The sequence below is a fragment of the Nonomuraea sp. NPDC051191 genome, from assembly GCF_044455665.1.
Lineage (GTDB): Bacteria > Actinomycetota > Actinomycetes > Streptosporangiales > Streptosporangiaceae > Nonomuraea.
The window spans coordinates 424,732-434,802 of record NZ_JBITEZ010000010.1; the positions used below are offsets into that span (position 1 = coordinate 424,732).

At 69.0% G+C, this 10,071-nt stretch carries 19 protein-coding genes; 18 read left to right on the top strand and 1 reads right to left on the bottom strand.

Annotated features, from left to right (window positions below):
* Position 1: 1 nt before the first annotated feature.
* Complete coding sequence (locus ACIA8R_RS29730) at positions 2-529, bottom strand: hypothetical protein (protein WP_397041432.1); 528 nt, start codon at positions 527-529, stop codon at positions 2-4.
* A gap of 249 nt (positions 530-778) precedes the next feature.
* On the opposite strand from ACIA8R_RS29730, the gene ACIA8R_RS29735 reads away from it, so the two are divergent.
* From ACIA8R_RS29735 to ACIA8R_RS29820, 18 genes are all read left to right on the top strand, one after another.
* Entirely contained in the window at positions 779-1,306 is a 528-nt protein-coding gene (locus ACIA8R_RS29735) for a helix-turn-helix domain-containing protein (RefSeq protein WP_397041433.1), read from the top strand.
* Between the two features lie 155 nt (positions 1,307-1,461).
* Entirely contained in the window at positions 1,462-1,611 is a 150-nt protein-coding gene (locus ACIA8R_RS29740; RefSeq protein ID WP_397041434.1) for a hypothetical protein, read from the top strand.
* Positions 1,608-1,778: a helix-turn-helix domain-containing protein gene (locus ACIA8R_RS29745; RefSeq protein ID WP_364343131.1), complete on the top strand. Its 171-nt coding sequence runs from the start codon at positions 1,608-1,610 to the stop codon at positions 1,776-1,778. Before ACIA8R_RS29740 ends, ACIA8R_RS29745 begins: the two co-directional genes overlap by 4 nt.
* Positions 1,778-1,927 (top strand): hypothetical protein, encoded by a 150-nt coding sequence (locus ACIA8R_RS29750; protein ID WP_397041435.1) that lies wholly within the window; start codon positions 1,778-1,780, stop codon positions 1,925-1,927. The genes ACIA8R_RS29745 and ACIA8R_RS29750 overlap by 1 nt, the downstream gene beginning before the upstream one ends.
* Positions 1,924-2,316, top strand: coding sequence for a hypothetical protein (locus ACIA8R_RS29755; RefSeq protein WP_397041436.1), 393 nt, complete (start codon positions 1,924-1,926; stop codon positions 2,314-2,316). The genes ACIA8R_RS29750 and ACIA8R_RS29755 overlap by 4 nt, the downstream gene beginning before the upstream one ends.
* The gene (locus ACIA8R_RS29760; RefSeq protein ID WP_397041437.1) at positions 2,313-2,711 is read left to right on the top strand and encodes a hypothetical protein; all 399 of its coding nucleotides are present in this window, start codon (positions 2,313-2,315) and stop codon (positions 2,709-2,711) included. The genes ACIA8R_RS29755 and ACIA8R_RS29760 overlap by 4 nt, the downstream gene beginning before the upstream one ends.
* Complete coding sequence (locus ACIA8R_RS29765) at positions 2,708-3,133, top strand: hypothetical protein (protein WP_397041438.1); 426 nt, start codon at positions 2,708-2,710, stop codon at positions 3,131-3,133. The genes ACIA8R_RS29760 and ACIA8R_RS29765 overlap by 4 nt, the downstream gene beginning before the upstream one ends.
* Entirely contained in the window at positions 3,127-4,074 is a 948-nt protein-coding gene (locus tag ACIA8R_RS29770) for a YqaJ viral recombinase family protein (protein WP_364343139.1), read from the top strand. The genes ACIA8R_RS29765 and ACIA8R_RS29770 overlap by 7 nt, the downstream gene beginning before the upstream one ends.
* Positions 4,071-6,806 (top strand): recombinase RecT, encoded by a 2,736-nt coding sequence (locus tag ACIA8R_RS29775; protein WP_397041439.1) that lies wholly within the window; start codon positions 4,071-4,073, stop codon positions 6,804-6,806. Before ACIA8R_RS29770 ends, ACIA8R_RS29775 begins: the two co-directional genes overlap by 4 nt.
* A 66-nt stretch (positions 6,807-6,872) precedes the next feature.
* On the top strand, positions 6,873-7,547 hold the full coding sequence (locus ACIA8R_RS29780; RefSeq protein WP_397041440.1) for a hypothetical protein: 675 nt from the start codon (positions 6,873-6,875) through the stop codon (positions 7,545-7,547).
* Positions 7,544-7,819, top strand: coding sequence for a hypothetical protein (locus ACIA8R_RS29785; RefSeq protein ID WP_397041441.1), 276 nt, complete (start codon positions 7,544-7,546; stop codon positions 7,817-7,819). Before ACIA8R_RS29780 ends, ACIA8R_RS29785 begins: the two co-directional genes overlap by 4 nt.
* Entirely contained in the window at positions 7,816-7,953 is a 138-nt protein-coding gene (locus ACIA8R_RS29790) for a hypothetical protein (protein ID WP_357700013.1), read from the top strand. The genes ACIA8R_RS29785 and ACIA8R_RS29790 overlap by 4 nt, the downstream gene beginning before the upstream one ends.
* A 28-nt stretch (positions 7,954-7,981) precedes the next feature.
* Positions 7,982-8,200 (top strand): hypothetical protein, encoded by a 219-nt coding sequence (locus ACIA8R_RS29795; protein ID WP_397041442.1) that lies wholly within the window; start codon positions 7,982-7,984, stop codon positions 8,198-8,200.
* A 9-nt stretch (positions 8,201-8,209) separates the two neighbouring features.
* Complete coding sequence (locus tag ACIA8R_RS29800) at positions 8,210-8,566, top strand: hypothetical protein (protein WP_397041443.1); 357 nt, start codon at positions 8,210-8,212, stop codon at positions 8,564-8,566.
* Positions 8,563-8,973 carry a hypothetical protein gene (locus ACIA8R_RS29805; protein ID WP_397041444.1) on the top strand — a complete coding sequence of 137 codons (411 nt, stop codon included), beginning with the start codon at positions 8,563-8,565 and terminating at the stop codon, positions 8,971-8,973. Before ACIA8R_RS29800 ends, ACIA8R_RS29805 begins: the two co-directional genes overlap by 4 nt.
* A 127-nt stretch (positions 8,974-9,100) precedes the next feature.
* Positions 9,101-9,328, top strand: a complete 228-nt coding sequence (locus tag ACIA8R_RS29810) for a hypothetical protein (RefSeq protein ID WP_397041445.1) — start codon at positions 9,101-9,103, stop codon at positions 9,326-9,328.
* On the top strand, positions 9,325-9,825 hold the full coding sequence (locus ACIA8R_RS29815) for a RusA family crossover junction endodeoxyribonuclease (RefSeq protein WP_397041446.1): 501 nt from the start codon (positions 9,325-9,327) through the stop codon (positions 9,823-9,825). Before ACIA8R_RS29810 ends, ACIA8R_RS29815 begins: the two co-directional genes overlap by 4 nt.
* Positions 9,822-10,013: a hypothetical protein gene (locus ACIA8R_RS29820; RefSeq protein WP_364343171.1), complete on the top strand. Its 192-nt coding sequence runs from the start codon at positions 9,822-9,824 to the stop codon at positions 10,011-10,013. The genes ACIA8R_RS29815 and ACIA8R_RS29820 overlap by 4 nt, the downstream gene beginning before the upstream one ends.
* Positions 10,014-10,071: the final 58 nt, after the last annotated feature.

Here is a 10,071-nt window from a genome sequence, read left to right on the forward strand (position 1 = left end):
CTCAGGCGGTGTCGATGCCGAGCTGGACGTCGACGAGGTCGGCGGTGGATTCGTAGTGCTTGAGCAGTGAGGCGATCATGCGGTCCTGCTCTGTGGGGGTGGTGTCGCGCATGGCGCGGATCTGCTGGATCTGGCGGCGCTGACGATCGGTGAGCTGGTCTAGATCGAGCGCTGGGTGCATGGCGGGTACGGCATGGGGCGCTGGGATGCCGAGTTCCGGCGCTCCGTGCTCTCGTACGCGTTCCAGCAGGCGGGCGGCACCGGGGCGGCCCATGTCGTGCTCGAGTTCGTTCGGCTCGATGTTGCGGTAGATGAGGGCGAGGACGACCACCTGGTGGTCGTCGGCTTCGCGCCGGCCGGACTCCCAGTGGTCGATGTTGTTGCGGCTGAACTTCCTGCGAGTCATCTCGGCGAAAAGCCGTGCGACTTCGGCGACTTTGAGGCCGTCGAGTCGTGCCGTTCGCTTGGCTTTGAGAAATGCGCCTTGTTGTGCGTACGGCAGGGTCTCGCCGCGTGTGCTGGTGGCCACGGCCGCCCTCCCTTCGTCATCTGACTGCGGTTTTTTCGCGCCGACGGCCACCGTATCAAGGCGTGTGGCTTTTGGCCTACACGTGTGCCGATCTGCTACACGAACTCACACGTACGCCCGCGTGTGTGTGGGTTTGTGTGAACACAGGAGCGCAAAAGCGTTGACCTTCTCACACAAGTCACACTATGTTCGACGAGTGCGTGACCATAGTTCAACCAAGATCAACAACACGTGAGAGGGGGTGCGCACGTGCGCAAGAAGCGAACGGAGATCTCCCGACGGGAACGACGGGAACGACGAGAGGCCGTGCTGCACGCCCTCCGCGAGTCGAAAGGAACCATCCCTCCGGACGTACTCACCGCGCTCGTTGCGGCAGGACTCGTCATCCTCTCTCAGCCCGCGAGAACTGCCGCCCCTAAGATCCGCCCCTCAGGCGCGGGACTCTCGGGCGAGTCTCTATATGCCGCGCTGAGCTGGCCTTACCGCGACACCCTGGCCAAGCTCAAGGCGGGCGTCCCCGTCACCCTCGACGAAGTCGCCGATCTGAATCTGCTGACCGTCGCCGAGGCCGCCGAGCTCATGGCCGTCAGCGACCGCACCGTCCACGCCCTCGTCGCGCGCGGCGACATCGCCCACTTCCGCATCCATGCCCGCGCTCTGCGCATCCCCGCGGGCGCGGCCGTGGAGCACCTGGCCAGCCGACTGACCTACCCCTCCAGCACCGATGCGGAGGCGTCTACCCCCGCCCCCGCCGACCTCGAAACGAGAACCGCATGACCAGCGTCCTCCAAGCCGCTAGCGAACTCGCTAGCCATGACGCGCGCTCACCGGAGTGCACCGCCCCTCACAGCGATCGTGTAGCCGAAGCGCGTCCGGAGCGGGGGCGCCCGGGCGCCCCCGCTTCCTCCTTCGGCGCCACCTTCGCCGACAACATGAAAGCCCAGGCCGCCGCCCTGTCCGGCGACGAACTGCTCGCCATGTACGAGGAGGGCCTGCGGCTCAGCCCCGTGTCCCACCTGGTCATGGACACGCTACGCGCCGAGCTGCTGGAGCGCCTCAACGCCGCCCGGGAGGGAGCGTGACGACCACGCTTCTCACCCGCGCCCAGGCCGCCGCCATGCTCGACCTCACCCCCCGCCAGGTGCGCCGCCTGGCCCTCGCCGGCCTGCACCCGCACCGGCAGCCCGACGGCCGCTGGCTCTACCGACAGTCCGAGGTCGAGGCCAGGAAGCAGGAGGTGTCCCGGTGATGGGCTCGCCGCTCCTGTCGGACGACGACGGCCTGGCCGCTCACCTGGAGTGGCTCGGCGCGCTGCACGAGGAGTCCGAGGCGAAGGGCTGGGAACCGGCCCCCTACCCGGCCTCCACGCCCTGGACCACGTGGGGGAGCGCCGGATGATCGTCTACCGCGTGGGCGACCACGTCACGCTCACCATCGCCGGTGTCATCGACAGCGCCGACCCGGAGGACCCCGCCCGCTACCAGCTCCGCCACGGTGAGCGGGGCCTGGTGTCCTTCCGCACCGACGACCGCAGCATCCACCAGGCCCTGGTGGCTACAGCGGACTGGCCGCCGCTGCCCGGCGACGTGTGGCTCGACCGCAATCGCAAGCGCTGGTTCGGCCAGGTCGAGACCGACCCCGACCGGCCTGATCTCATCATCCTGGTCAGCGAGTTCGGGGCCTGCTACACCGGCGAGGACCGCCTGCTTAAGGCGATCCAGGAGCACGGCACCTTCCACCTGGAAATCCCCGGCCGCGTCCGACTCGAAAGGGAGGCCGGGCGATGAGCGACAGCCTCTACTCGATCGGCGACGAGGTCGAGTTCGTGCGTCGCGGGGTGATCACCGCCGTCGATCAGGCCGATCCTGCCTGGTTCGGCGTTGGCCAGCGCGGCAGCGCGACAGTCGATGCCTGGTTCCGGACAGACGACGACAGTGTCCGGCACACGCTGGTGACCGCCGTGCAGTGGCCGCCACTGCCCGGCGACACCTGGACGGACGGCACAGGCAAGGACTGGTTCGCCCACGCGGCCGAGGATGACGGGCACGGCCTCGCCCTCACGTCCGAGTTCGGTGCCCGCTTCGAGGACAAGGACGGGCTCAAGAGAGCGGACGAGCTGTATGGACCGTTCCGCCTCAAGACGCCCGGCAAGCAGCGCCTCGAACAGGGGAGCAGCCAGTGAGCGGCCCCCGCTACCGCAAGGGCGACCACGTCGAAATCGTCCGCTGGGGCGTGATCGTCCACGTTGACCCAAAGGACCCGCACCGGTTCGGCATCGGTCAGCCCGGCAGCCGGATGGTCGATGCGTGGTTCCGCGCCGACAAAGCCGAGGTGCGTCACCGGCTATCGATCACCGCCGAGTGGCCGCCGGTACCGGAAGACACATGGCGCGACCGGAACGGCAAGCAGTGGGAGGCCAGCGAAATCGACTGCCTCGATTGCACTGCTGACGGCCGCGAATGCGAGGACGGCTACGTCGCGCTGAGGTCGGAGTTCGGCGCCTACTACCCGGGCAACCTTCAGATCGCGCAAGCGCACCGCTACTACGGCCCGTTCACGCTGGAGAAGCCGAGTCCGCGGCGCGGCCAGGAGCGGCCGTGCTGACCCAGATGGCGGGAACCGCCCGCCGTCTGGGCCGGTACCGCCCGGACAGCCGCCGCGGACGCCGGATCCGGCGCGGCCGGCTGGGCGGCTCCTCGATCGCCGCGGTGATCGGGAAATCGCCGTGGTCGTCGCCGTACTCGGAGTGGGCCTTGCAGAAGGGGCTCGTCCAGCCGGACCCGACCACGGCCGCGCAGAGCCGGGGCAACTACCTGGAGCCCGCCCTGCTGAAGTGGTACGCCGACCAGCATCCGGAGTTCCGGGTGCGGCGGGGCGGCACGTACGTGCACGTCGATCGGGACTACCACCTGGCCAGCCCGGACGGCCTGTGCTTCCAGGACGGCGTGCTGGTCGAGGGAGTCGAGGCCAAGACCGACGCGGACGCGGACGGCTCCGGCTGGGGCCGCCCGGGAACAGACGAGGTGCCGATCTACTACCGAGTGCAGGTCGTCTGGTACATGGACGCCTTCGGAGTGAAGCGGTGGCGGTTCGTCCTGCTCGACGGCCGCCTGCAGTTCCGCGAGTACGTCGTCGAGTACGACCCGGCTGAGGCGCAGGTGCTGCGGGACGCGGCCGAGGACTTCCTGGCATCGGTGTTCTGGGACGAGATGCCGGAGCTCGACGAGCACCCGGCCACATACGCCACGGTCCGCAAGTTGCATCCGAAGATCGACCGCGAGGCCACCGTGCAGTTGCCCGCCGAACTGGCGGCCGAGCTGCACGCGGCCGTCATCGGCATGGACGCGGCTGAGAGCCGTAAGCGGCTGGCGCTGTCCAAGGTCGGCGCGTTCATGGGCACCGCCCGCCGCGCGATGCACGGCGGCTACGACTACGCGCTGCGCCAGTTGTCGAGCAAGGGCCTGCCGTACGTGAAGCCCGACAACAAGCTGGATCAGGTGCCACCGCCTGATCTCCCTGACGACACCACGGAGGAGGCCGCGTGAGCGACACCTTGCCCGCTCTGATCGAAGAGATGAACGCCCGCATCGGCAAGCACACCGCCGAGTTCGAGGCGGCGCTGCCGAAGGGCGTGACGGTCGCCCAGCTCAAGCAGGACGCCCTGAACAGCCTGCGTGCGACCCCGAAGCTGGCCCAGGCGCACGCGCCGACCGTGCTCGGCGCGCTGATGACGTGCGCACAGCTCGGACTGCGTCCCGGTGTCTCTGGTCTTGGCCACGCCTGGCTGCTGCCGTTCAAGAACTACAGGGAGAACAACCGCCTCGAAGCCCAGCTCATCATCGGCTACCGCGGCTACGTGGACCTGGCCTATCGCCACCCGGCCGTGCAAGGCGTCGTCTCACGCATTCGCTACGCCAACGACAGGTTCAAGCTCATCTACGGGCTGGACGGCGACACGCTGGAGCACGAGCCGCCCGCCGACGGCGGTCCTCGCGGCGAGGCAGTCCTGTACTACGCCATCGCCCGGGTGCGCGGCCACAGCATCATCACCGAGCCCATGTCGCGCCGCGAGATGGAGGAGCATCGCGACAAGTTCGCGATGGCCAAGAGCAGAGATCGAGGAATCGTCGGCCCCTGGCGTGACCACTTCGACGAGATGGCACGCAAGGGTCTCGCCGTTGACACCCCGATACCGACCGTCGGCGGATGGTCCACGATGGGCGAGCTCAAGGTCGGTGACCAGGTGTTCGACATGTACGGCAACCCGGCCGCCGTCCGCGCCGTCTCCGAGGTCAAGCACATCGACTGCTACCGGGTGACCTTCGCCAATGGGGCTTCCATCGTGTGCGACGCCGAGCATTACTGGCTCGCCAGCATCGGCACTAACGCTTCCCGTGACAAGGCCACCAAGGGCTGGGCCGTCCACCAGATCGCCGACCTCCACGCGGCCAAGCAGGCGGGTAAGGCCGTCGTCATGCCCGTCGTCGGACCGCTGGACACCGAGCCGGTTGACCTGCCGATCGATCCCTGGATGTTGGGCTACTGGCTGGGCAACGGCGCGAAGGACAATGCTCACGTCACCTGCCACGCTAATCATCTGGAAGAGATCAAAGCGGCCATCACACGATCCGGCTACACCGTGGGCGCGGTGCGACCAGACCCCCGCAGCAAAGCCGCCGGAATCGGCGTACGTGGCCTGATCAGGGATCTGCGGTCGGCGGGAGTGCTTGGCCACAAGCACGTCCCCGCCGCATACCTCCGAGCCTCGGCCGAGCAGCGGATAGCACTGCTCCGAGGGCTCATCGACAGCGACGGATCAATCGACGCCGAACGGGGCCGCGTGCACTTTGCGAGTGTCGACAAGGGGCTGGCGGATGCTGTGGCCGAGCTGGCGCGCAGCCTCGGAGAGGTCGTTAATCGCTCCGAGCGTGACGCCGTCGGCTACGGCAAGACGGTGAGGGCCTACACGGTGCAATGGCGTCCGTCAGTGTGCCCGGCCACGGTTTCCGCCAAGGCCGACCGCTTCCGTGCCCGCGCGTTGCGGCCTTACCGCAGCGTCAAGTCCATCCAGCCGATCCCTTCGGTGCCGACGCGCTGCATCGAAGTCGACTGTGAGACCAGCACCTACGCGGCAGGTATCGAGATGGTGCCGACGCACAACACCATGATCCGGGCCCGGCTGGTCAAGGCCATCCCGACCGCGCTCGATATGGCCATCGGCATGTCCGTGGACGAGGGCGTACGGCTCGACTTCGACCCGACCGCCAACCCGGCCGAGGTGACCACTCACCCGGACCGCGCCGACGAGGCGGACGCGGAGAACCCCGCTCAGTCCGTCCGCGAGTCCGTCACCATCCGCGAGTCGTTCCCCAGCGGCGGCCTGACCGGGGACCAGGACCGCGAGATCGCCGGGCTCGTGCGCGACCGCAAGATGAGCAAGGAGCAGGCGCTCGATCTCGTGGAAAGGCTGTTCAAGGAGCGCAAGTCGGCCCGGCAGCTCAGCGAGGAGCAGGCCGCCGAGCTGATCGAAGAGCTGAAGAAGATCCCGCTGCCCACGATGGAGGGCGAGGTCTTCCCGCCCAGCCGCTCGTCGGCCGAGCCGGACCAGCCGGCCCCGGCGAAGCGGAAGCCGACCAAGGCGATGATGAACATGATCCACGCCGCGCTGGCCGACCGGGGCATCACCGACGATGAGGCGTTGCGCGCCGAGCTCGGCCGCATCCTCGGCGTGAAGGTCGAGTCCCGCAAGGACCTGACCTTCGACCAGGCGTCTCAGATCCTTGATCGTCTCGAAGCCCCCGCAGGCGCCGCTGCCCCCGTCCCGCCCGCGCCGGGTTCGGACGAGCTGACTCCGGAGCAGATCAGAGAGCTGATCCGCGCCGAGTGGGCCGAAGCGGGCGGCCAGCCGCAGGCCCTGGCGGGAGCATTCCGCAAGGCTATGAACGTCGGTGCCCGCGAAGCCGCACCGAACGAGCTGAACGCGTTCCTCCAGCAGCTCCGCGACGGCAAGCACCTGCCCCGGCAGCAGGAGCGCAAGCGCTTCCTCAGCTCCATCACGGCCCTGTTCGACGGGCTCGACAAGCCGATTCCCGAGGAGGACCGGCTGCGCGACCTGTCGGCGCTGCTCGGCTACACGGTCCTGCGACCGCACCAGATCGCCTTCGACCATCTCCAGGACGTCATCGACGTCCTGACCGCCTGCAAGGGCCAGACCCACGCATGGGACGAGGCCCTCCAGGCCGCGCAGGCCGCACGCGGGGACCAGCCCGCGTCCTGACCCCCATGCTCCGCGCCCGGCCCGCGCAGCGCGGGCCGGGCACCTACCCCTCAAGGAGATCCGCTCATGCCCATGTCCATCACCGTCAACAAGGGCCAGCCCAGCCCGGCCGACGTGTTTCATGACACGACGGAGCACGCCGTCACCCTCGTGATCGGCGAGTACCGGTACAGCGTCGACGCCAAGGACCCCCGAGACCTGATCGACGGCGCCCTCGTCCTGGACCGGCTGCAGGCCGTTCTGCCGGCCGTGCGCCGCGACATCGAGGCCGCTCTCACCCGGCACAAGCGCGCGGAGCAGGAACGCGTTCGCGCCGCTGCGGGACTCGCGGCGCAGCGGACGTGCTCGTGCGGGACGCCGGACATGCCCCAGACGGTTCACCGTCTGGACCTGCCGTGCCATGCCGAGAGCATCACCCCCTGCTTCACCTGCCAGGGGGGTGGCTGCCCGGAGTGCGTGGGCACGGGCAACCAGGACGTCGTCGCCAGGGCCAGCACCCCCGTGCATCTGGTCCGCGAGACCACCCACGCGGTGCGCCCGTACGTGCCCGCCGTCACCCCGATCAGCACCCCCACGCGCGCGGCCAGCGCGCCGCCGCTCCAGCCGCGCGAGTGCGGGTGCAGTGAGCACAGCCCCTGCCCGGCGCACGGCGGACCGGCGCCGGGGGAGGAGACCCGTGACCTGACCAGCGTGATGCCGAGGCCGGCGCAGCCCGCCGCGACGCCACGGGAGGAGAGGTGATCTTCCGTACCTTCCCTGTCCACTGCGGCAGCGTGACGGTCGGCTGGGACGCCGACAACGACACCTTCTACGCGCGCGGCACCAACACGGCCGGCAGACGCGTGTGGGAGTACGCCAACGGCATGCCGACCCTTGCGCAGCTCCGCGCGGTGCTGTGCGGGCACCGCGTCAGCCTGCACGCGGTCGACGCCGCAAGCCTCCTGCACGACATGGACATCTCCCGGCAGCGCGCTAGCTGGACCGCCAGCCGCTGCACTCGAGGTGGCCAATGAGAGGCATCGCCTCCCTCCTGGCCGTGATGGCCTGGGTGTACGAGTCGCTGGGAACGCTGATGACCATCGCGTTCGGCTGGGCCGTGCTCTGGGCCGTCACGCAGGGTCTCGTCGCTCTCGTGTGGGCGCTGTGATGACGATCTGCCCGACAGCGAGCCGCACATGAGCCGCATCCTGGGACAGCTCACGTTCGCCCTCATCGCGTTCGTCTTCGCCGTCACTCTGGCTGGCGCCATCCTCTGGCGGGGCCATACACCGCAGAGCACCGCCGCCAAAGGCCGAGAGGCACGTGGACGCGAGCCGCGCGTCCTGGCGTCCCTCGTCCTGATCGTGTTCGCCGCCGAGCTGGCCGCCGTGTGGGCGACCTGGCCCGATGAATGAGAGATCGTCATGAACATCAACACGAAGGCTCCACTGGCGTTCGCCAGCGTCTTTCTGCTCGCCGCAAGTTGTGCGACGGCACCGGCGCAGGGACAGGTGACACACCGGCGATACGAGCCGCCGCGCGCGTGGACGACCACGAGTTGCGGTGCCTGGAAGACGACCACGTACGGCACCGGCACGCGGCGACGCACGGCACGCACGTGCGTCGCCCGCTACGTGAACGTGCATCGGACCCTGCCGGAGTGGTACCTGGGCCTGCGCGACGGCGAGCACGAGGGCGAGCGAGTCGTCAGCCGGACGGCGTGGGACGCCTGTCCCGAACGGGCGACGTACCCGGCCTGCGCGGAAGGCGGCACGTGGTGATCGCGGCGCTGCCGTGGCTGGTCGGATGGGTCGTTCTGACCGGCGTCGCCTGTCTCATCACCTGGCATCTGACCCAGCGGATGCAGGACATGCGCGAGGTCGAGCTGTGGGCACAGATCTACGCGGTGCAGGCGCATATGGCCGACGTTGGGAGGGAGGCCATCGCCTTCGGAGACGCGCTCAACGACATCGTGGACCTGGCCGATTGGGCGGACATCCGGCCGTTTGCTAGCGAAATCGCTCGCGTCGCGGAAGTCGTCGCCATTGCCAAGCAGGCTCTCGAAACGAGCGCCTACCCCGGCAGGTTGCGGGCCGCGCAAGAGGCGCTGGAGCAGGCCGAACGCGACATCCAGGAACTGACGGCGGACAACGTGCGCCTGGCCGAGCTGGCGGTCGCGCCCCAGTGAACGGACCGCTGTTCGCGTCCCTCCCGGCGATGGGCCTGTTCGCATGGCTCATGGCCGGGTGGGGCGTCCTGTCGGCCACCATCGGGCTGCTCATCGGCTGGCACGCACGAGGCAAGGGGCCCCGCAGGTGATCGCCGTGTACGTGCTCGTTGGCCTGCTCGCTCTCGTTGGCCTGGCCGCGGCCATCGTCGGCCTGGTCGTCGCCGCCGGCGTCGCGCTGGACGTCCGCCGTGACCGGCGCCGCATCGAGTTGGAGCGGCTCGCCGGTACGGATCATCAACCCGATCTCGACCCCGATCCGTCGCTGGACGGGCTGGTGGTCGAGATCTCTCAACGCCTGAGGAGGGCACAGTGACACCACCGCTGATCACGATCATGGTGTACGGCACACCCGGCTCGCAGGGCTCCAAAAGGCCTGTCGGCAAGAACCGGATGATCGAGCAGAACGCCACCGTCAAGCCGTGGCGGCAGGACGTTCGCCAGGCCGCGATGGACGAGATCGACCGCCGCGCTGCGGCCGACGAACCGTTCGCGCGGCTGGACGGGCCGATCATCGCCGAGATGGTGTTCACGATGGGCGACAAGCCGTCCGGCCGCCCGACGTGGTGGCCGTCCGGCGTCCGCTGGTCAAAGGCCCTGTGGTGGCATCCCGCCAGCGCGCCTGATCTCTCGAAGCTCCTGCGGTCCACGGAAGACGCCCTCACGCAGGCCGGAGTGTGGAAGGACGATGCCCGCGTGGTCCGCTACCGGGAGCTGGCCAAGGTGTACGTCGGCCAGGTGGACGAGCCGGACGCGCTGCGCGTGCCCGGCGCGGTGATCCGGCTGTGGTCGGGGCTGGACGTGGCCGCGTGATCCGGCTGGCCGCGTTCCTCGTCGTCATCGCGGCGATGCTCGCCTCCAGCTGGTACGTCTTCCAGGTCGATCAGGGCCTCGGCGTGCTCATCCTCGCCATCGGCGTCCTCATCATCACCCCCGCCTTCTACAAGATCATCGACAGCGGACAGGCAGGCCCGCCGGAGAAGAAGGACGACAGCGAGTGACGGGGGCGTCGCCGTCGACCGCGCCGTGCACCTTCGGCCCTGGCCCGTGCGGTAAGAC

Bases quoted from the DNA above. Each gene is read 5' to 3' on its own strand.
- ACIA8R_RS29795 (WP_397041442.1), top strand. From the start codon at position 7,982: ATGAGCCGCATCCTGGGACAGCTCACGTTCGCCCTCATCGCGTTCGTC.
- ACIA8R_RS29750 (WP_397041435.1), top strand. From the start codon at position 1,778: ATGGGCTCGCCGCTCCTGTCGGACGACGACGGCCTGGCCGCTCACCTG.
- ACIA8R_RS29780 (WP_397041440.1), top strand. From the start codon at position 6,873: ATGCCCATGTCCATCACCGTCAACAAGGGCCAGCCCAGCCCGGCCGAC.
- ACIA8R_RS29760 (WP_397041437.1), top strand. From the start codon at position 2,313: ATGAGCGACAGCCTCTACTCGATCGGCGACGAGGTCGAGTTCGTGCGT.
- ACIA8R_RS29800 (WP_397041443.1), top strand. From the start codon at position 8,210: ATGAACATCAACACGAAGGCTCCACTGGCGTTCGCCAGCGTCTTTCTG.
- ACIA8R_RS29740 (WP_397041434.1), top strand. From the start codon at position 1,462: ATGAAAGCCCAGGCCGCCGCCCTGTCCGGCGACGAACTGCTCGCCATG.
- ACIA8R_RS29755 (WP_397041436.1), top strand. From the start codon at position 1,924: ATGATCGTCTACCGCGTGGGCGACCACGTCACGCTCACCATCGCCGGT.
- ACIA8R_RS29790 (WP_357700013.1), top strand. From the start codon at position 7,816: ATGAGAGGCATCGCCTCCCTCCTGGCCGTGATGGCCTGGGTGTACGAG.